The sequence below is a fragment of the Variovorax jilinensis genome (assembly GCF_030316885.1).
Taxonomy (GTDB): Bacteria; Pseudomonadota; Gammaproteobacteria; order Burkholderiales; family Burkholderiaceae_C; genus Variovorax; species Variovorax jilinensis.
In genome coordinates this window covers 290,742-308,084 of sequence record NZ_JASZYQ010000003.1, presented here as the reverse complement: position 1 = coordinate 308,084, position 17,343 = coordinate 290,742, and the positions used below count along the sequence as shown (strand labels likewise).

Genomic DNA, 17,343 nt, shown 5'->3' with positions numbered 1-17,343 from the left:
TGCGAACGAATCCATGCCGAAAAGAAAAGCCGCCGCACCCAACCGCGCGTTCAAGGTTGCCGATCAGATCCAGCGCGATCTGACGGAACTGATCGCGCGCGAGTTGAAGGACCCGCGCGTCGGCATGGTGACGATCCAGGCGGTCGAGGTCACGCCCGATTACGCGCATGCGAAGGTCTTCTTCAGCGTGCTCACGGGCGACGTGGCCGAGACCACCGAAGCGCTGAACCAGGCCGCGGGATTCCTGCGCAATGGCCTGTTCAAGCGCCTGCACATCCACACGGTGCCCACGCTGCACTTCCTGTTCGACCGCACGACCGAACGTGCGGCCGACATGAATGCGCTGATCGCTCAGGCCGTCGCTTCGCGTTCCAAAGACGACTGAAGATGAACGCGCCACGCACACGGGTGCAGCGGCGCCCTGTGCACGGGGTGTTGCTGCTCGACAAACCGCTGGGGCTCTCCAGCAATCAGGCCTTGCAGAAGGCCAAGTGGTTGCTGCGCGCCGAAAAGGCGGGCCATACCGGCACGCTCGACCCGCTCGCCACCGGCGTGCTGCCGCTGTGCTTCGGCGCCGCCACCAAGTTCAGCCAGCTGCACCTGGAGGCCGACAAGACCTACGAGGCCACGGCCCGCCTGGGCGTCAAGACCGCCACAGGCGATGCCGAGGGCGAGGTGATTGCCGAGCGCCCCGTGGCGGTCACGCCCGACGAGCTGGCGCGCGTGCAGGCCCTGTTCACGGGACCGCAGCGTCAGCTGCCGCCGATGTACAGCGCGCTCAAGAAAGACGGCCGCGCCCTGTACGAGTACGCGCGCGAGGGCATCGAGGTGGAGCGCAAGACGCGCGACATCGTGGTCCACGACCTGTCGCTGACACGCACCGGCGACGACGAGATCCGCATCGTCGCCGCCGTCAGCAAAGGCACCTACATCCGCACGCTCGGCGAGGACATCGGCGAGGCGCTCGGCTGTGGCGCCCATCTGACCTCGCTGCGCCGCATCGCGACCGGCGGCTTCGAGGCGGCGCAATGCCTGAGCCTCGAGGCGCTCGAAGCGATGGAAGAGGACGAGCGCCTGGCCTGCCTGCTGCCGACCGAGGCGCTGGTGGCCGATCACACGCGCGTCACGCTCGACGTCGAGGATGCAGGGCGTTTTCTCTCGGGCCTGCGCCGTCGTGGCGATTGGGCCGACGCGTCCGCGGTGGCCGTGTTCGGCCGCACGCCCGACGCCTTCCTCGGCACGGGCCACGTCAAGGCCGGCGAACTGATCCCGGGGCGGCTGCTGAGCCCCATCGAAATCCAGCAGACATTACCTTTGACCGAAGCGACACCATGAGCACCAACCAGATTCGCAACATCGCCATCATTGCCCACGTGGACCATGGCAAGACCACGATGGTCGACCAACTTCTGCGCCAGTCGGGCACCTTCGCCGAACACGAGAAGGTGGTCGACACCGTGATGGACAACAACGCCATCGAAAAGGAACGTGGCATCACGATCCTGGCGAAGAACTGCGCCGTGACCTGGAAGGGCACGCACATCAACATCGTCGACACGCCCGGCCACGCGGACTTCGGCGGCGAGGTGGAACGCGCGCTGAGCATGGTCGACGGCGTGGTGCTGCTGATCGATGCCCAGGAAGGCCCGATGCCGCAGACCCGCTTCGTGACCAAGAAGGCACTGGCCCTGGGCCTGAAGCCGATCCTGGTGGTGAACAAGGTCGACAAGCCGGGCGCGCGCCCGGACTACGTCGTCAACGCCGCCTTCGATCTGTTCGACAAGCTCGGCGCGAGCGACGAACAGCTCGACTTCCCGGTGGTTTACGCCTCGGGCATCAATGGCTGGTCCTCGCTGGAGGAAGGCGAGCACGGCGAGCAGTGGGGCCCCGACATGTCGGCCCTGTTCGACACCATCCTCAAGCACGTGCCGAGCCAGAAGGGCGATCCGAACGCGCCGCTGCAGCTGCAGATCTCGGCGCTCGACTTCTCCACCTTCGTCGGCCGCATCGGCGTCGGCCGCATCAGCCAGGGCACCATCAAGCCCATGATGGACGTGGTCGTGATGGAAGGCCCCGACGGCAAGTCGGTCAAGGGTCGCGTCAACCAGGTGCTGACCTTCCAGGGTCTGGACCGCGTGCAGGCCACCGAAGCCGGCCCGGGCGAGATCGTGCTGATCAACGGCATTCCGGACATCGGCATCGGCGTCACCGTCACCGACCCGGCCAAGCCGGCGCCGCTGCCGATGCTCAAGGTCGACGAGCCGACGCTGACGATGAACTTCTGCGTCAACACCAGCCCGCTGGCCGGCCGCGAAGGCAAGTTCGTCACCAGCCGCCAGATCTGGGACCGCCTGCAGAAGGAACTGCAGCACAACGTGGCGCTGCGCGTCAGCGAGACCGACGAGGAAGGCATCTTCGAAGTGATGGGCCGTGGCGAACTGCACCTGACCATCCTGCTGGAAAACATGCGCCGCGAAGGCTACGAGATGGCCGTCTCGAAGCCGCGCGTGGTGTTCCGCGAGATCAACGGCGAGAAGCACGAGCCGATCGAAATGGTCACGGCCGACATCGAGGACGCGCACCAGGGCGGCGTGATGCAGGCGCTCGGCGAGCGCAAGGGCGAACTGGTCAACATGGAGCCGGACGGCCGTGGCCGCGTGCGCCTCGAGTACCGCATCCCGGCGCGGGGCCTGATCGGCTTCACCAACGAGTTCCTGAATCTCACGCGCGGCTCGGGTCTGATCTCGAACATCTTCGACAGCTACGAGCCCTACAAGGGCGAGATCGGCAGCCGCAAGAACGGCGTGCTGATCTCGATGGACGATGGCGAGATCTTCACCTACGCGCTCGGCAAGCTCGACGACCGCGGCCGCATGTTCGTGCGCGCCAACGACCCGGTGTACGAGGGCATGATCGTCGGCATCCACAGCCGCGACAACGACCTGGTGGTGAACGCCACGCGTACCAAGCAGCTCACCAACTTCCGCGTCTCGGGCAAGGAAGATGCGATCAAGATCACGCCCCCGATCGAGCTCACGCTGGAATACGGCGTCGAGTTCATCGAGGACGACGAACTGGTCGAGATCACGCCCAAGAGCGTGCGCCTGCGCAAGCGCTTCCTCAAGGAGCACGAGCGCAAGCGCGCCTCGCGCGAGTAAGCCTGCCGCCCCATGAGGCTCAGCCACGGCCGTGCCGTCGGGCTCATGGTGGCCGTGACCCTCATGTGGGCCACGGCCGGCGTGGTGACGCGCCATCTCGAGCATGCGCGCAGCTTCGAGGTCACCTTCTGGCGCAGCTTCTTCACGCTGCTGGCGCTGCTGGTGATCCTGCCGCTCTGGCGCGGCCGCGCGGTCTTCGCCAAGATCCGCCATGCCGGGCCCGCGCTATGGGTGTCGGGCGTGTGCTGGAGCGTGATGTTCACTGCCTTCATGGTGGCGCTCACGCTGACCAGCGTGGCCAACGTCCTGGTGACGATGGCCCTGGGGCCCTTGCTGACCGCACTCGCGGCACGGCTCTTCATCGGCCATCGGCTGCCGACGCGCACCTGGATCGCGATCGTGGTCGCGGGGCTGGGCATCGCGTGGATGTACGGCACGCAGCTTGGCGAGGGTCAGCTGGTCGGCACGCTGGTGGCGCTCTGCGTGCCGATCGCGGGCGCCTGCAACTGGACCGTGGTCCAGCATGCCCATGCCAAGGGACGCGACATCGACCTCGTGCCCGCGGTGCTGATCGGTGCCGCCATCTCGGCGCTGGTCACGCTGCCGCTGGCCTGGCCGTTCCAGGCCAACGCACACGATCTCGGACTGCTCGGCTTTCTCGGGCTGTTCCAGCTCGCGATCCCTTGCGTGCTGTCGGTGCTGTGCGCACGCGTGCTGCGTGCGCCGGAGGTCGCGCTGCTGGGCCTGCTCGAGGTCATCTTCGGCATCGCGCTGGCCTGGCTCGGTGCCGGCGAGGCGCCCGAGGCCAGCGTGCTGGCTGGCGGTGCACTGGTGATCGGTGCGCTGGTCTTCAACGAGCTGCTGGGCCTGCGTGACCGGCGCCAGGCCTCGCGCGAGGCGTTGCCGACGGCGCACTGAGGCGCGCGTTGCGCCATGAAAAAAGCCGGCGCAAGGGCCGGCCCGTGGTGTCTGCAGCCCGCCGAGGGCGGGCTGGTGCCGTCAGGGGCGCGCCACCTTCCACACGCCGTTGAAGCCGTCGCCGGTCTTGTCGCCGGCCTTGGTGTCCTTCGACCAGTAGTAGAGCGGTGCGCCCTTGTAGGCCCACTGCTTGGCGCCGTCGTCGCGCACGATGATGGTGTAGGGGCCGATCGGCTTGGCGGCGTCGGCCACCTTGAGTGCCGGCCAGGCAGTGGCGCAAGGGCCGTTGCAGGCCGACTTGCCGCTGTTGGCGACGTCGCGGTCGAAGGTGTAGAGCGTCATGCCGGTCGGGCCGATCAGCACGCCGTCGGCGGTGCGGGTGGGCGTGTCGGGCGCCTTGCCGGACATGCTGCCGCAGCCGGCAAGCAGGGCGACGGCGAGGATCGAGGCGCTGAGCAGTTTCATGAGGAGTTCTCCTTCGGTTGAAAAAATCTGGATTGCAACCCTCAGTCTAGCCGCCCGGCCGGGCTCAGCGGCTGCGGCTCTTCATGGCGCGCTCGACTTCTCGCTTGCCTTCGCGGTCCTTGATGGTGTCGCGCTTGTCGTGCTCGGCCTTGCCCTTGGCCAGCGCGATCTCGCACTTGACCTTGCCGGCCTTCCAGTGGAGGTTGAGCGGCACCAGGGTGTAGCCCTTCTGCTCCACCTTGCCGATGAGGCGCCGGATCTGCTCCTTGTGCAGCAGCAGCTTCTTGGTTCGGACCGAATCCGGCGTGACGTGGGTCGAGGCCGAGCGCAGCGGGTTGATCTGGCAGCCGATCACAAAGAGCTCGCCGTCGCGGATCACGACATAGCCGTCGGTGAGCTGGACCTTGCCCTCGCGCAGCGACTTGACCTCCCATCCCTCGAGCACCATGCCGGCCTCGAAGCGTTCCTCGAAGAAATAGTTGTACGCGGCCTTCTTGTTGTCGGCGATGCGGGAGGAGGTGTCTTGTTTCTTCGTGGCCATGGTGTGTCAGGTAAGGGCTGCATGGCTTCAATACAATCCGTCGCGCACGCGGTGCCGATTCTATGAAAACAGTCCACAAGTCCGTCCTCATCTGGTACAGCGCCGACGAGATGTATGCGCTGGTCACCGATGTGGCCCGCTATCCCGAGTTCCTGCCATGGTGCGACCGCTCCAAGGTGATCGAGCAGGACAGCCATGGCATGACCGCCGAGGTCGGCCTCGCCTTCAGCGGCTTTCACCAGAGCTTCACGACCCGCAACACGCACGTGCCAGGGCGCGAGGTGCACCTGAAGCTGGTCGACGGGCCGTTCTCGAACCTCGACGGCGCCTGGAGCTTCACGCCGGTCGGCGAGGAGGGCGAACGCGCCTGCCGCGTCGAGCTCAACCTAAGCTACGGCTTCAGCAACTTCGCGCTGCAGGCGCTCGTGGGGCCGGTGTTCGACAAGATCGCATCGAACCTGGTCGAGGCCTTCGTGAAGCGCGCCGAGCAGGTCTACGGCAGCGCGTGAGCGGCATGCCGAGGGTCACGGTCGCCTGCTCGCCGGCTCCGCGCTCGGTGTTCGAGCAGGTCGTCGAACTGGCCGAAGGCGCGACCGTGCGCGATGCCGTGCTCGCAAGCGGCCTGGCCGGGGCGCTGCCGGATCTGGCGTGGGAATCGCTGTCGCCGGGGGTCTGGGGCCGGGCCGTCGAATGGACGCAGACCGTGTGCGACCAGGACCGCATCGAGCTGTGCCGGCCGCTCACGGTCGATCCCAAGGTGGCACGCCGCGAGCGCTTTCGTCAGCAGGGAGCGCGCGGCACGGGCTTGTTCGCCAATCGTCGCAAGGGCGGCAAGGCAGGGTATTGAGCCGGCAAGCGCGTTCGCTGCGCGTGGGTGCTGCGTTGGAGCCTGGATTACTTGCAGTCGGCGTCGATCACGCCCTGCAGGCGCCGCTGCTCGCTGGCGCGGGCGCTGTCGTCGATGATTTCTCGCTCGCCATTGGCGTTGACGCGAGCCACCCGGATGCCGCTGTCCATGGTGGCCTTCGCCTGGCGCGCGCGATTGCAGTTGTCGGCCTTGGCCTGGGCCTGCTTCTGCGTCTCGGCGGCCTGCCTGGCCTTCTCGGCTTCCTCGGCCTTGCGGGTCTTCTCCTCGAGTTCCTTGTCCACGCCGGCAGGCTTGGCGCCGGGCACCGGCGCGCGCGGCGCTGCCGCGGCAGCAGCCGGGTCGGCCGCTGCGGCATCGCCAGCGGCGGCGGGCGGGGTGACGTTCACTCGCTTGGAGGGTCCGGTGGGACGGCGCAGGATGTTCTTCTCGGGCACGTCGGGCGGCGGCGCCTGGTCGCTGAAGACCTTCTTGTTGTCCTTGTCGATCCACTGCCACTGCGCGTGCGCGCCGAGCGGCAGCAGGAGGACGGAACCTATGAGCAGGAGCGACGCGAGTTTCATGGCGGAAGTTTAGCGTCGCCTTACGTTTTGCAACCTGTCCGTCAGCGGATTTGCAACGGCATCGTCAACTTTCGCGCGCAATTCGACGAGCGCGTTAAGCAGAAAGTGCGAAGACCCTCGCCGGACGCTTCCCCGGTGCCTCGTTACAATCCTTCTTTTGGAGCTTCACCCATGCGCCTTCTCGGCAAAGCGCTCACCTTCGACGACGTGTTGCTGGTGCCAGCGTTCTCCCAGGTCCTGCCCAAGGACACCTCCCTCGCCACCCGGCTCTCCCGCAACATCACGCTCAACCTGCCGCTCGTTTCGGCGGCGATGGACACCGTGACCGAAGCCCGCCTCGCGATCGCGATGGCGCAGGAAGGCGGCATCGGCATCGTCCACAAGAACCTCACGGCGGCCGAGCAGGCGGCGCAGGTTGCCAAGGTCAAGCGCTATGAATCGGGCGTTCTGCGCGACCCGGTGGTGATCACGCCGACCCATACCGTGCGCCAGGTCATGGCGCTGTCCGACCAGCTCGGCATTTCGGGTTTCCCGGTCTGCGACGGCGGCAAGGTGGTGGGCATCGTCACGGGGCGCGACCTGCGCTTCGAGAGCCGCTACGACGTGCCGGTCAGCGAGATCATGACCCAGCGCGACAAGCTCATCACCGTGCCCGACGGCACCACGCTGGCCGATGCCAAGGCCCTGCTCAACAAGTACAAGCTCGAGCGGCTGCTGGTCATCAACGATGGCTGGGAGCTCAAGGGCCTGATCACGGTCAAGGACATCACCAAGCAGACCAGCTTCCCGAATGCGGCGCGCGATTCCAGCGGCCGCCTTCGCGTGGGCGCGGCGGTGGGCGTGGGCGAGGGCACCGAGGAGCGCGTCGAGGCGCTCGTGCGCGCCGGTGTCGACGCCATCGTGGTGGATACCGCGCACGGTCACAGTGCCGGCGTGATCGAGCGCGTGCGCTGGGTCAAGAACAACTATCCGCAGGTCGACGTCATCGGCGGCAACATCGCCACCGGCGATGCGGCCCGCGCGCTGGCCGACGCCGGCGCCGATGCGGTCAAGGTCGGCATCGGCCCCGGCTCGATCTGCACCACCCGCATCGTGGCCGGCGTGGGCGTGCCGCAGATCATGGCGATCGACAACGTCGCCACCGCGCTGCAGGGCACCGGCGTGCCGCTGATTGCCGACGGCGGCATCCGCTACTCGGGCGACATCGCCAAGGCGATCGCGGCTGGCGCGAGCACCGTGATGATGGGCGGCATGTTCGCGGGCACCGAAGAGGCACCCGGCGAGATCGTGCTGTTCCAGGGCCGCAGCTACAAGAGCTACCGCGGCATGGGCTCGATCGGTGCGATGCAGCAGGGCAGCGCCGACCGCTACTTCCAGGAATCGACCACCGGCAACCCGAACGCCGACAAGCTGGTGCCGGAGGGCATCGAGGGCCGCGTGCCCTACAAGGGCTCGATGGTCTCGATCGTCTACCAGATGTCCGGCGGCCTGCGCGCGAGCATGGGCTACTGCGGCTGCGCCACGATCGACGACATGAAGAACAAGGCCGAGTTCGTCGAGATCACGACCGCCGGCATCCGCGAGAGCCACGTGCACGACGTGCAGATCACCAAGGAAGCGCCGAACTACCGCGCCGAATAGCCGTCTCGTGCGTTCTGGCCAGATATCGAAAATCAGGCCGGATCGGTATAATGGCCAAACTTTCAAAGTCTGGTCAGATTCATGCAGTACACCGGCATCTATGAGGCGAAGAACAATTTTTCGGCCCTGATCGACATGGTCGAGAAGGGCGAGGAAGTGCGCATCACGCGGCACGGCAAGGAAGTGGCGCGGCTGCTTCCGGTGCGGCGCAAGCCCGTCATCACCGACGCCCAGATCGAGCGCGAGCTCAGCCAGATCGACGCCCTGCACGCCATGATCCTGCCCGGCCCCTCGGTACGCGAGTTGCGCGATGAAGGCCGCCAGGAATGACGGCCTTTGTGCTCGACGCCTCGGTCACGGCCGCCTGGCTGCTGCCCGACGAGGCCAGCGAGCAGACGCGGCGGCTCTACGCCCTGATCCGGCGCGACGAGGTCGAGCCGCAGGCGCCCAATCTCTGGCAGTGGGAGTGCGCCAACATCATCGCCAACGGCGTGCGGCGGGGCCGCATCCCGCAGGCGGCCGTCGAGGGCATCTGGTCGGTGCTCGAGGCGGTGCGCCATCGCGTCGAGCTTCATGAACTGGCGCCGCCTCAGCACAAGGCCTCGCTGGGCATCGCGCTCGACGCCGGCCTCTCTGCCTACGACGCCGGCTACCTCTGGCTGGCGCGCTCCCTGAACCTGCCGCTCGCCACCTTCGACAAGCGACTCGCGGAGGCGGCGACGCGCTCCGGCATCGGCATCCTCGATCTCTCGACCCTCTGAAATCCATGCAACACGACAAGATCCTCATTCTCGATTTCGGCTCGCAAGTCACCCAGCTGATCGCGCGCCGCGTGCGCGAGGCGCACGTGCTGAGCGAAGTGCACCCCTGCGACGTCACGGACGACTGGATTCGCGCCTATGCCGCCGACGGCTCGCTCAAGGGCGTGATCCTGTCGGGCAGCCATGCCAGCGTCTACGAAGAGACCACGGACAAGGCGCCGCAGGCGGTGTTCGAGCTCGGCGTGCCGGTGCTCGGCATCTGCTACGGCATGCAGACCATGGCGCACCAGCTGGGCGGCAAGGTCGAGGGCGGCCACAAGCGCGAGTTCGGTTTCGCGGCGGTGCGCGCGCACGGCCACACCGCGCTGCTGAAGGACATCGCCGACTTCACGACCGACGAAGGCCACGGCATGCTCGACGTCTGGATGAGCCACGGCGACAAGGTCACCGAGCTGCCACCGGGCTTCAAGCTCATGGCCTCGACCGGCAGTTGCCCGATCGCCGGCATGGCCGACGAGGCGCGTCGCTACTACGGCGTGCAGTTCCATCCCGAAGTCACGCACACGCAGCAGGGCAAGGCGATCCTCGAGCGCTTCGTGCTCGGCATCTGCGCCGCCCGGCCCGACTGGGTCATGCGCGACCACATCGCCGAGGCGGTGGAAGCGATCCGCAAGCAGGTCGGCGACGAGGAGGTGATCCTCGGCCTGTCGGGCGGCGTCGATTCGTCAGTCGCTGCAGCGCTGATCCATCGCGCCATCGGCGACCAGCTGACCTGCGTCTTCGTCGACCACGGCCTGCTGCGCCTCGACGAGGGCGACATGGTGATGGACATGTTCGTGGGCCAGTTGCATGCCAAGGTGATCCGCGTCGACGCGAGCGAGCTGTTCCTCGGCAAGCTGGCCGGCGTGAGCGACCCCGAAGCCAAGCGCAAGATCATCGGCGGCGAGTTCGTCACCGTGTTCAAGCAGGAGGCGGCCAAGCTCAAGGCCCATGCCGACGGCAAGCTCAAGGACGACGGCCGACCGGCCGTCGAGGGCGCCAAGTGGCTGGCCCAGGGCACCATCTATCCGGACGTGATCGAGTCTGGCGGTGCCAAGAGCAAGAAGGCCGTGACGATCAAGAGCCACCACAACGTCGGCGGCCTGCCCGAGCAGCTGGGCCTGAAGCTGCTCGAGCCGCTGCGCGACCTGTTCAAGGACGAGGTCCGCGAGCTCGGCGTCGCGCTCGGCCTGCCGCACGCGATGGTGTATCGCCATCCGTTCCCGGGCCCGGGCCTGGGCGTGCGCATCCTCGGCGAGGTGAAGAAGGAATACGCCGACCTGCTGCGCCGCGCCGACGCGATCTTCATCGAGGAGCTGCGCAACTTCATCGATCCCGAATCGGGCAAGAGCTGGTACGACCTCACGAGCCAGGCCTTCACCGTGTTCCTGCCGGTCAAGAGCGTGGGCGTGATGGGCGATGGCCGCACCTACGACTACGTGGTGGCGCTGCGCGCGGTCCAGACCAGCGACTTCATGACCGCAGACTGGGCCGAGCTGCCCTATGCGCTGCTCAAGAAGGTGTCGGGGCGGATCATCAACGAGGTGCGCGGCATCAACCGCGTGACCTATGACGTGAGCAGCAAGCCGCCGGCGACGATCGAGTGGGAGTGAGCTGCCTCAGCACTCCACCACGTTCACGGCCAGGCCCCCCAGCGAAGTCTCCTTGTAGGTCGACTTCATGTCCTCGCCGGTCTGCATCATGGTGCGGATCACGGCGTCGAGCGAGACGTAGTGGCTGCCGTCGCCGCGCAGCGCCAGCCGTGCGGCATTGATGGCCTTGACCGCGCCCATCGCGTTGCGTTCGATGCAGGGGATCTGCACCAGGCCGCCGACCGGATCGCAGGTCAGGCCGAGGTTGTGCTCCATGCCGATCTCGGCCGCGTTCTCGACCTGGGCCGGCGTGCCGCCGAGCACCGCGGCCAGCGCGCCGGCGGCCATCGAACAGGCGACGCCGACCTCGCCCTGGCAGCCCACCTCGGCACCCGAGATCGAAGCGTTGGCCTTGTAGAGCATGCCGATGGCCGCTGCGGTGAGCAGGAAGTCCACCACGCCGTCGTCGGATGCGCCCGGACAGAATTTCTCGTAGTAGTGCAGCACCGCCGGAATCACGCCGGCCGCGCCGTTGGTCGGTGCCGTGACCACGCGCCCGCCGGCGGCGTTCTCCTCGTTGACCGCCATCGCGTAGGCATTGACCCAGTCGATCGCGGCCAGCGGGTCGGCACCGGCAGCGGCGGCGTCGCGCGCGCACAGTTCGCGGTACAGCGAGGGCGCGCGGCGCCGCATGTTGAGCTGGCCCGGCAGGCGTTCGCCGATCCCCTCGTTGCCGATCCCGAGGCCGCGCGCCACGCAGGCCTGCATGACGCGCCAGATGCGCAGCACGCCGGCGCGGATGTCGGCGTCGCTGCGCCAGACCCTCTCGTTGTCGCGCACCAGCGTCGCCACGTCCAGGCCCTTGGACCTTGCCTGCGAGATCAACTCGTCGCCGCTGCCGAAGGGATGCGGCCAGGCGAGGGCAGGGCCCTTGCCGGACGGCGCCGCACCGGCACCGCCTTCGACAACGAAGCCGCCGCCGATCGAGAAGTAGCAGCGGTCGGCCAGCACGCCGCCCTCGGCGTCGAACGCTGCGATCCGCATGCCGTTGGGATGCTCGGCCAGCGATTCCTCGCCCATGAAGGCGATGTCGTTCAGCGGATCGAACGCGATCGCGTGCCGCCCCAGCAGCGCCAGCGTGCCGGTGCGGCGCATCGCATCGATCCGGGGTCGGACCGCGGCCGGCTCGACCGTGTCGGGCGCCTCGCCGAGCAGGCCGAGGATCACGCCCACGTCGGTCGCATGGCCGTGCCCGGTGGCGCCGAGCGAGCCGTAGAGGCGAACCTGCACGCGTGCCACGCGGTCGAGCAGTGCGCCATCTTCGACGGCCTGCGCAAACATCAGCGCGGCCCGCATGGGCCCGACCGTGTGCGAGCTCGACGGCCCGATGCCGATCTTGAAGATGTCGAAGACGGACAGCATGGCCCGACTATGCGGCCTTCAGCTGCTGCTTGACCAGCGCCACCCAGTAGGCTGCGCCGAGCGGCAGGATGGCGTCGTTGAAGTCGTAGTAGGGGTTGTGGATCGGCGGGTCGTTCGGGCCTTCGCCGGCGCCGATGCCGATGTAGGCGCCCGGCCGCTTCTGCAGCATGAAGGCGAAATCCTCCGAACCCATCGCGGGCGGGATGTCGGTGTGGACCTGGGACTCGCCGACCAGGCTGGCGGCGGCCGAGACCGCAGCCGCCGTCTCGGTAGCGGTGTTGACCACGCCCGGGTAGCCGCGCATGTATTTCAGCGCCACGCCGGCGCCGTGGGTCTGCGCGAGGCCGGCGCAGATCTGGTTCATCGCGGCCTCGACCCGGTCCTGGACCGCGGCGTCGAGCGCGCGCGCGGTGCCGCGCAGAACAACGGTCTCGGGCACCACGTTCCAGGTGTCGCCGCCGTGGATCTGGGTCACGCTGACCACCGCCGACTCGGTGGCGCCGACGCGCCGACTCACGATGGTCTGCAGCGCGTTCACGAGCTGGGCCGAGATCACGACCGGGTCGATGCCGGTCTCGGGCATGGCACCGTGGCAGCCCTTGCCCGTGATCACGATTTCGAAGGTGTCGAGGTAGGCCGTCATGATGCCGGTGCGGATGCCGAAGTGGCCACGCGGCATGGACGGGAAGTTGTGCATGCCGTAGACCGCGTCGGCCGGGAACTGCTCGAACAGGCCCTCGTCGACCATGCGGCGCCCGCCGCCCTCGTTCTCCTCGGCCGGCTGGAAGACGAAGTGCACCGTGCCGTTGAAAGGCTTGTGGCGCGCCAGGTGCTCGGCCGCGCCGAGCAGCATGGCGGTGTGGCCGTCATGCCCGCAGCCGTGCATCTTGCCCGCGCAGGTCGACTTGTGAGCGCGCTCGCCGAGTTCGGTCATGTTCAGCGCATCGAGGTCGGCGCGCAGCGCGATGCTCGGGCCTTCTCCGTTGCGCAGGCTGCCAACCACGCCGGTGCCCGCCAGGCCGCGATGCACCGGGATGCCCATCAGCATCAGCGCATTGGCGACCACGTTGGCGGTTCGGTGTTCCTCGAAGGCGGTCTCGGGATTGGCATGGATGTCGTGGCGCCAGGCCAGCATGCGCTGGCGGGTGTCTTCGGCGATCTCGGGTTCGCGGTACATGGGCGTGGTCTCGTGGTCGGTCAGTGGAAGAGTTCGGCGATCAGCGTCGCGCCGAGGAAGGTGCCTGCGGTGGCGGTCAGCGACACCACCACGATGCGCCAGCCGAGCTGGCGGAACATCGGCAGGTCCTTGGCGACGGAAAAGCCGGCCAGCGCCAGCACCGGCGTGGTGAAGGCCAGGAAATTGAGCTTGGCGGTGAGCGCGATCAGCGCATCCGAGAACGGCAGCAGGCCCGGGATGCCGGCCACCGTGGCCACGATCGACAGCGTCAGCACCATCGGCGTCTTCGGCAGCAGGCGCTTGAGCAGCCCGACCACCGCCACCACGGCGATCACCGCCAGCATGCCGATCAGCGATTCGCGCAGCGGCACCTTGAAGGACAGCAGGTTGCCGATCATCACGCCGCCGGTCATCACGACCCAGGCGATCAGGTTGTCGGCGAAGCGCAGTGTCGGTGCTTCCACGCCGGTCACGTCGGTCAGCGCTGCGGTGTCGGCCGTCGAGCGCCGCGTGGAAAAGCGGCCGAGCACCGGCTCGAGCCGGCCATAGAGCCACGAGCACAGCGGCAGCGACAGGAACAGCGTGAAGTAGAACCCGACCACCAGGGTCAGCAGGTTGGAGGCGGCCGCAATGGCAGTGAGCTGCTTGACCATCTCGGGCGGCTGCTGGGCACTGATCGCGCCGATGGCCGCGGCCATCAGGCTGCCCGAGCCGACGCCGGCCCCCATCGCGAGCGAGCGCGGATCGAAGATGTTCAGGCTGGTGATGAAACCTGCGAGAACCGCGATGAAGAGGGCGCCGAGGACGGTCCCCGTGATGTATTCAGCCAGCACGCCGCGGCCTTCGGGCGAGGCCATGCCGTACTTCTCGCCGATGATCGCGAGGTTGCCTTCGCGCCCGACCGAGAAGGTGGCGCCCACCGCCTCGCGCTTGATGCCCAGCAGCAGCGCCAGCGGCAGGCCGAGGGCCAAGGTGCCGAAGGTGTGGCCGAATTCCTGGAACAGCAGTGCCCAGCCGGCTTCACGCACGAAGGGCAGGGCGGCGCCGACCGTGAGGCCGAGCTTGACGATGAACAGCAGCAGGCCCGCATTGAGCAGGCCTCCCGCATAGGACTGCAGGCCCGAGTGGATGCGCGCTGCGGCGGGTGTGTGGCGCGACGCGATGCCCCAGGCCGCGGCGAGCAGCAGGGCCCACAGCATCGGCAGCAGCACGACCTGGCCCGGACCGAGCTTGAATTGCGCCGGACCGATCAGCTCGGCCGCCACGACGACGACCAGTGCGACCACGACGAGCCTGAGCTTGCCGATGAAGGGAGCGTGCAGGGGTTCGGGCGGGAGGGCGGCGGCGGCTGATGTCATGGGGAATCGAGCGGGTCGGGAGGGGATGCCAGGAAGTCTCGAAGAAAGAAGTCGTTGCATCAATGACTAAACTTCGGGATTTGTGTTGCATTGAATGCAACAGTCAGCGGGGTACGCAATGGACGAGAAGCTCGACACGCGACGCGTGCGCTACTTCATGCAGGTGCTGGAGAGCGGCTCCGTGCGCGGCGCTGCCGAGGTGCTCGACATGGACCCGTCGGCGGTCAGCCGGGCGATCGGCCAGCTCGAGAAGGAGTGCGGAACGATCCTGCTCGAGCGCCGCGGCCGGGGCGTGGTGCCGACCGACGCTGGTCATCTGCTCGCGGTCTACCTGCGTCGCCAGGAAAGCCAGAAGCAGCAGCTGCTGGCGCAGATGGATGCGATCCGCAAGGTCGAGCGCGGACACATCGACATCGTGGCGGGCGAGGGCTATGTCGACTGGCTCATGCGCCACAGCCTGCAGGCCTTCATGCGCTCGCACCCGGCGATCACGGTGTCCCTGGAGGTGGGCAGCAGCGACGAAATCGTCCGCCGCGTGGTCGACGAGCGGGCCCACATCGGACTGCTGTTCCAGCCCCCGCGCGACGAGCGCCTGCGCTCGCACCATTCGCATCCGCAGCCGATCCAGGCCCTGGTGCTTGCCAGTCATCCCCTGGCGAGCCTGGGCCGCCCGCTGCGGCTGGCCGACCTCGTGGCCTATCCGGGCGCCACGCTGCAGCGCAGTTTCGGGGTGCGGCAGCACATCGAGGCGGCGGAGGTCGGGGAGGGCGTGCGCCTGCCGACCCTGCTCACCACGACCTCGTTCAGCGCGCTCGGCCACTTCGTGGTGGCCGGGCTGGGCTACGCGCTGAGCACCCGGATGTCGCTGCCGCCGCATCTCGACACGCCGGCCGTGGTGGAGCTGCCGATGAAGAATCCGCTGCTGAGCCAGGGCTGCTCGCACGTGATCTCGCGCCATGGCCGCATGCTGGCTCCGGCTGCGACCGAGCTGCTGCGGCTGATCGTCGACGACATGTCGCGCACCATGGGGGCGGCGGCCCCCGCCGCTGCCGCCTGACGGTGCGCCGACCCGCGGACCTGGCTCAGCAGCTGCTGCCCAGTTCCGTCTTGCTCTGGGCCAGCGGCCTGGCGCCGCGCGCGCGCAAGGGCTGAACCACCCGCTGATCGAATCCCTTCAGCTGACCGGCGGTGTCTTTCCCGTTGGCCGAGACCTCGAAGGCCAGCCGACCGCCCGGCAGGCTCCAGCTCTCGATCTTGAGACCGCCGGTGGTCACGCGCATCACGGTGCTGGTGCAGCCCAGGGCCTGCGCCTTGAAGCTTGCGGGCAACAGCTTGTCGATGCGGCCTGCGGTCTCGCAGCTCAGCGAATGGCTCGTCCTCGGCGTGCCATCGGCGTTCCAGCCGACGTCGACCTCGTTCTTGGCCTTGGCGCCCTTGCCGAGCGGGCAGCGCCATGCGGTCGCTGTGCGCTTGTCGAAGGAAGTCGCGCTGCGCAGCTTGTACATGGCGAGCAGCTGGCCGTCGGTCACTCGCTCTCGGGCGATGGCCGAAGCGCCCTCCGGCGCGTCGGCCGGCCCTTCTATCGTGAAGTAGCGCACCTCGAAGCTCTTGCGCCGACCGGTGGCCGGGACGCCCAGGACTTCGGCGATCTGCTCGAGGCTCGCGGGCCCGCCCTCGGCCGGGTCCCAGCGCAGCGCGAACTCGGCATTGCCGGCCGCCGCGGCCACGCCCGCGAAGCCCGTCATCGCGAGCAGCAATGCCAGCGGCCGCAGGTGTCTGGCGCGGCTCAATGCTTGTCCTTGCCGTGATGCTTCTTCGACTTGTCGGCGGCCTTGCTCTCGGCCTGCACCACCGGGTCGCCGCTGCCGTCGAGCACCAGGTGGCTCGGGTCGAGCTGCCGCTTCTGCAGGTCGTGCAGCAGTCCGGCGTCGCTCAGGTCGATCTTGTGGGAGGACTCCCAGTCGCGCCGCGCCGTATCTTCGAGCCGCTGCACGGTGGCGCGGTCGTCGGTCTCGATCGCGAGCTCCCGCCGGCCGTCGAAGCTGCCGGGCGCGAGGTTGATCGAGCCCACGATGGCGCGCTTGCCGTCGGCCAGCATCATCTTGGCGTGCAGCTTCAGGTGCTTCATCGTGTGCACCTTGGCACCCACGTCCTGCAGGATGCGCAGCCCGCCCACGCCCTCGATCAGCTTCTCGGCCTTGAGCGAATGCGGCGGCTTGGTGAGGATGTGGATCTTCACGCCGCGCGTCGCCGCCCGCACCAGGCGCTCGATGATCACGGTGTCCTGGTAGCGCTCGTTCTGCACCCACAGCGAATGCGTCGCGCCGTCGATGAAGGCCGCCACGCGCGGGCGGCCGTTGTCGGGGCACCAGATCAGGCGCGACTCGGGGTGCGGCGTGAAGTCCTTGTGCTCCCAGTCGGCGTCGAAGCAGTCGACCATCTCCTTGGTCTCGAGGCCGTGCGTGGTGACGACCGCATAGTCCCGCGTCTCGGTCAGGTCGCGCGGCTCCCAGTTGAGCGACTCGATGAAGCCGGCCTGGTTGTCGACCACCATCGACTTCTGGTGCGTGAGCTCGAACTTGGGGTTGCTGTCGCGCACCTCGATGCCGGCCGCGAGCAGGGCGGTGCGGGCGGCCTCGTTCTCGCTCTCACCGCTGCGGCGTGCCGGATTCAGCATCACGCGCACCTTGACGCCGCGCTGCTTGGCCGCAATGACCGCGGCGAGCAGCGTCTCGTCGGTGAACAGGAACATGCGGATGTTGAGCGCGGACTTGGCGCCGTTGATCGCATCGAGGATCGGCTTGGCGGTGTCGTCGGGCAGGACGATCAATTGGTGGGACATG

At 67.9% G+C, this 17,343-nt stretch carries 19 protein-coding genes; 11 read left to right on the top strand and 8 right to left on the bottom strand.

The features are described from left to right. Positions 1-13: 13 nt before the first annotated feature. Genes rbfA through QTH87_RS12905 form a run of 4 tightly spaced genes read left to right on the top strand, consistent with a single transcriptional unit; the run spans position 14 to position 4,076 of the window. Positions 14-385 carry a 30S ribosome-binding factor RbfA gene (gene rbfA / locus QTH87_RS12920; RefSeq protein WP_286609485.1) on the top strand — a complete coding sequence of 124 codons (372 nt, stop codon included), beginning with the start codon at positions 14-16 and terminating at the stop codon, positions 383-385. Between the two features lie 2 nt (positions 386-387). Continuing rightward, positions 388-1,335, top strand: a complete 948-nt coding sequence (gene truB, locus QTH87_RS12915; RefSeq protein WP_286609483.1) for a tRNA pseudouridine(55) synthase TruB — start codon at positions 388-390, stop codon at positions 1,333-1,335. Beyond that, positions 1,332-3,158 (top strand): translational GTPase TypA, encoded by a 1,827-nt coding sequence (typA, locus tag QTH87_RS12910; protein ID WP_286609482.1) that lies wholly within the window; start codon positions 1,332-1,334, stop codon positions 3,156-3,158. Before truB ends, typA begins: the two co-directional genes overlap by 4 nt. A gap of 12 nt (positions 3,159-3,170) precedes the next feature. Further along, the gene (locus QTH87_RS12905; RefSeq protein ID WP_286609480.1) at positions 3,171-4,076 is read left to right on the top strand and encodes a DMT family transporter; all 906 of its coding nucleotides are present in this window, start codon (positions 3,171-3,173) and stop codon (positions 4,074-4,076) included. An 81-nt stretch (positions 4,077-4,157) separates the two neighbouring features. Here the strand turns inward: QTH87_RS12905 and QTH87_RS12900 are convergent, their stop codons facing one another. Both QTH87_RS12900 and smpB read right to left on the bottom strand, forming a co-directional pair. Then, positions 4,158-4,541 (bottom strand): COG4315 family predicted lipoprotein, encoded by a 384-nt coding sequence (locus QTH87_RS12900; RefSeq protein ID WP_286609478.1) that lies wholly within the window; start codon positions 4,539-4,541, stop codon positions 4,158-4,160. A gap of 64 nt (positions 4,542-4,605) precedes the next feature. Further along, on the bottom strand, positions 4,606-5,082 hold the full coding sequence (smpB, locus tag QTH87_RS12895) for an SsrA-binding protein SmpB (RefSeq protein WP_028250248.1): 477 nt from the start codon (positions 5,080-5,082) through the stop codon (positions 4,606-4,608). Between the two features lie 62 nt (positions 5,083-5,144). Here smpB and QTH87_RS12890 point away from each other — a divergent pair, with 62 nt between their 5' ends. After that, on the top strand, positions 5,145-5,591 hold the full coding sequence (locus QTH87_RS12890; RefSeq protein WP_286609475.1) for a type II toxin-antitoxin system RatA family toxin: 447 nt from the start codon (positions 5,145-5,147) through the stop codon (positions 5,589-5,591). Between the two features lie 5 nt (positions 5,592-5,596). Further along, positions 5,597-5,929, top strand: coding sequence for an RnfH family protein (locus tag QTH87_RS12885; RefSeq protein ID WP_286609474.1), 333 nt, complete (start codon positions 5,597-5,599; stop codon positions 5,927-5,929). A 47-nt stretch (positions 5,930-5,976) separates the two neighbouring features. Here the strand turns inward: QTH87_RS12885 and QTH87_RS12880 are convergent, their stop codons facing one another. Beyond that, positions 5,977-6,510: a DUF4124 domain-containing protein gene (locus tag QTH87_RS12880; protein WP_286609472.1), complete on the bottom strand. Its 534-nt coding sequence runs from the start codon at positions 6,508-6,510 to the stop codon at positions 5,977-5,979. Positions 6,511-6,681: 171 nt separating this feature from the next. Between QTH87_RS12880 and guaB the strand changes: the two genes are divergently transcribed. From guaB to guaA, 4 genes are all read left to right on the top strand, one after another. Next, a complete protein-coding gene (gene guaB / locus QTH87_RS12875; protein WP_286609471.1) occupies positions 6,682-8,151 on the top strand; it encodes an IMP dehydrogenase in 1,470 nt (489 codons plus the stop codon). Positions 8,152-8,232: 81 nt separating this feature from the next. Continuing rightward, positions 8,233-8,481 (top strand): type II toxin-antitoxin system Phd/YefM family antitoxin, encoded by a 249-nt coding sequence (locus tag QTH87_RS12870; RefSeq protein ID WP_286609469.1) that lies wholly within the window; start codon positions 8,233-8,235, stop codon positions 8,479-8,481. Continuing rightward, positions 8,478-8,912, top strand: coding sequence for a type II toxin-antitoxin system VapC family toxin (locus tag QTH87_RS12865; protein ID WP_286609467.1), 435 nt, complete (start codon positions 8,478-8,480; stop codon positions 8,910-8,912). The genes QTH87_RS12870 and QTH87_RS12865 overlap by 4 nt, the downstream gene beginning before the upstream one ends. Before the next feature lie 5 nt (positions 8,913-8,917). Further along, complete coding sequence (guaA, locus tag QTH87_RS12860; protein WP_286609466.1) at positions 8,918-10,564, top strand: glutamine-hydrolyzing GMP synthase; 1,647 nt, start codon at positions 8,918-8,920, stop codon at positions 10,562-10,564. Between the two features lie 6 nt (positions 10,565-10,570). Here the strand turns inward: guaA and QTH87_RS12855 are convergent, their stop codons facing one another. From QTH87_RS12855 to QTH87_RS12845, 3 genes are read right to left on the bottom strand one after another with little or no spacing between them, the layout of a single operon-like run. Next, positions 10,571-11,965 carry an L-serine ammonia-lyase gene (locus tag QTH87_RS12855; RefSeq protein ID WP_286609465.1) on the bottom strand — a complete coding sequence of 465 codons (1,395 nt, stop codon included), beginning with the start codon at positions 11,963-11,965 and terminating at the stop codon, positions 10,571-10,573. 7 nt (positions 11,966-11,972) lie between these two features. After that, a complete protein-coding gene (locus QTH87_RS12850) occupies positions 11,973-13,142 on the bottom strand; it encodes a M20 aminoacylase family protein (protein ID WP_286609463.1) in 1,170 nt (389 codons plus the stop codon). 20 nt (positions 13,143-13,162) lie between these two features. Continuing rightward, positions 13,163-14,500, bottom strand: a complete 1,338-nt coding sequence (locus QTH87_RS12845; protein ID WP_286609461.1) for a DUF3100 domain-containing protein — start codon at positions 14,498-14,500, stop codon at positions 13,163-13,165. Positions 14,501-14,618: 118 nt separating this feature from the next. Between QTH87_RS12845 and QTH87_RS12840 the strand changes: the two genes are divergently transcribed. Continuing rightward, positions 14,619-15,557 (top strand): LysR family transcriptional regulator, encoded by a 939-nt coding sequence (locus QTH87_RS12840; RefSeq protein WP_286609459.1) that lies wholly within the window; start codon positions 14,619-14,621, stop codon positions 15,555-15,557. Positions 15,558-15,582: 25 nt separating this feature from the next. Here the strand turns inward: QTH87_RS12840 and QTH87_RS12835 are convergent, their stop codons facing one another. Next, positions 15,583-16,290, bottom strand: coding sequence for a hypothetical protein (locus tag QTH87_RS12835; RefSeq protein ID WP_286609457.1), 708 nt, complete (start codon positions 16,288-16,290; stop codon positions 15,583-15,585). After that, entirely contained in the window at positions 16,287-17,342 is a 1,056-nt protein-coding gene (locus QTH87_RS12830) for a phospholipase D-like domain-containing protein (RefSeq protein WP_286609455.1), read from the bottom strand. Before QTH87_RS12830 ends, QTH87_RS12835 begins: the two co-directional genes overlap by 4 nt. Between the last annotated feature and the right edge of the window lies 1 nt (position 17,343).

What these genes read in the sequence shown, in the direction of transcription:
- guaA (WP_286609466.1), top strand. Translation starts at nt 8,918, where the DNA reads ATGCAACACGACAAGATCCTCATTCTCGATTTCGGCTCGCAAGTCACC.
- QTH87_RS12845 (WP_286609461.1), bottom strand. Translation starts at nt 14,500, where the DNA reads ATGACATCAGCCGCCGCCGCCCTCCCGCCCGAACCCCTGCACGCTCCC.
- guaB (WP_286609471.1), top strand. Translation starts at nt 6,682, where the DNA reads ATGCGCCTTCTCGGCAAAGCGCTCACCTTCGACGACGTGTTGCTGGTG.
- QTH87_RS12905 (WP_286609480.1), top strand. Translation starts at nt 3,171, where the DNA reads ATGAGGCTCAGCCACGGCCGTGCCGTCGGGCTCATGGTGGCCGTGACC.
- QTH87_RS12855 (WP_286609465.1), bottom strand. Translation starts at nt 11,965, where the DNA reads ATGCTGTCCGTCTTCGACATCTTCAAGATCGGCATCGGGCCGTCGAGC.
- QTH87_RS12900 (WP_286609478.1), bottom strand. Translation starts at nt 4,541, where the DNA reads ATGAAACTGCTCAGCGCCTCGATCCTCGCCGTCGCCCTGCTTGCCGGC.
- QTH87_RS12880 (WP_286609472.1), bottom strand. Translation starts at nt 6,510, where the DNA reads ATGAAACTCGCGTCGCTCCTGCTCATAGGTTCCGTCCTCCTGCTGCCG.
- typA (WP_286609482.1), top strand. Translation starts at nt 1,332, where the DNA reads ATGAGCACCAACCAGATTCGCAACATCGCCATCATTGCCCACGTGGAC.
- QTH87_RS12830 (WP_286609455.1), bottom strand. Translation starts at nt 17,342, where the DNA reads ATGTCCCACCAATTGATCGTCCTGCCCGACGACACCGCCAAGCCGATC.
- QTH87_RS12890 (WP_286609475.1), top strand. Translation starts at nt 5,145, where the DNA reads ATGAAAACAGTCCACAAGTCCGTCCTCATCTGGTACAGCGCCGACGAG.
- QTH87_RS12870 (WP_286609469.1), top strand. Translation starts at nt 8,233, where the DNA reads ATGCAGTACACCGGCATCTATGAGGCGAAGAACAATTTTTCGGCCCTG.
- QTH87_RS12850 (WP_286609463.1), bottom strand. Translation starts at nt 13,142, where the DNA reads ATGTACCGCGAACCCGAGATCGCCGAAGACACCCGCCAGCGCATGCTG.
- rbfA (WP_286609485.1), top strand. Translation starts at nt 14, where the DNA reads ATGCCGAAAAGAAAAGCCGCCGCACCCAACCGCGCGTTCAAGGTTGCC.
- smpB (WP_028250248.1), bottom strand. Translation starts at nt 5,082, where the DNA reads ATGGCCACGAAGAAACAAGACACCTCCTCCCGCATCGCCGACAACAAG.
- QTH87_RS12840 (WP_286609459.1), top strand. Translation starts at nt 14,619, where the DNA reads ATGGACGAGAAGCTCGACACGCGACGCGTGCGCTACTTCATGCAGGTG.
- QTH87_RS12885 (WP_286609474.1), top strand. Translation starts at nt 5,597, where the DNA reads ATGCCGAGGGTCACGGTCGCCTGCTCGCCGGCTCCGCGCTCGGTGTTC.
- QTH87_RS12865 (WP_286609467.1), top strand. Translation starts at nt 8,478, where the DNA reads ATGACGGCCTTTGTGCTCGACGCCTCGGTCACGGCCGCCTGGCTGCTG.
- truB (WP_286609483.1), top strand. Translation starts at nt 388, where the DNA reads ATGAACGCGCCACGCACACGGGTGCAGCGGCGCCCTGTGCACGGGGTG.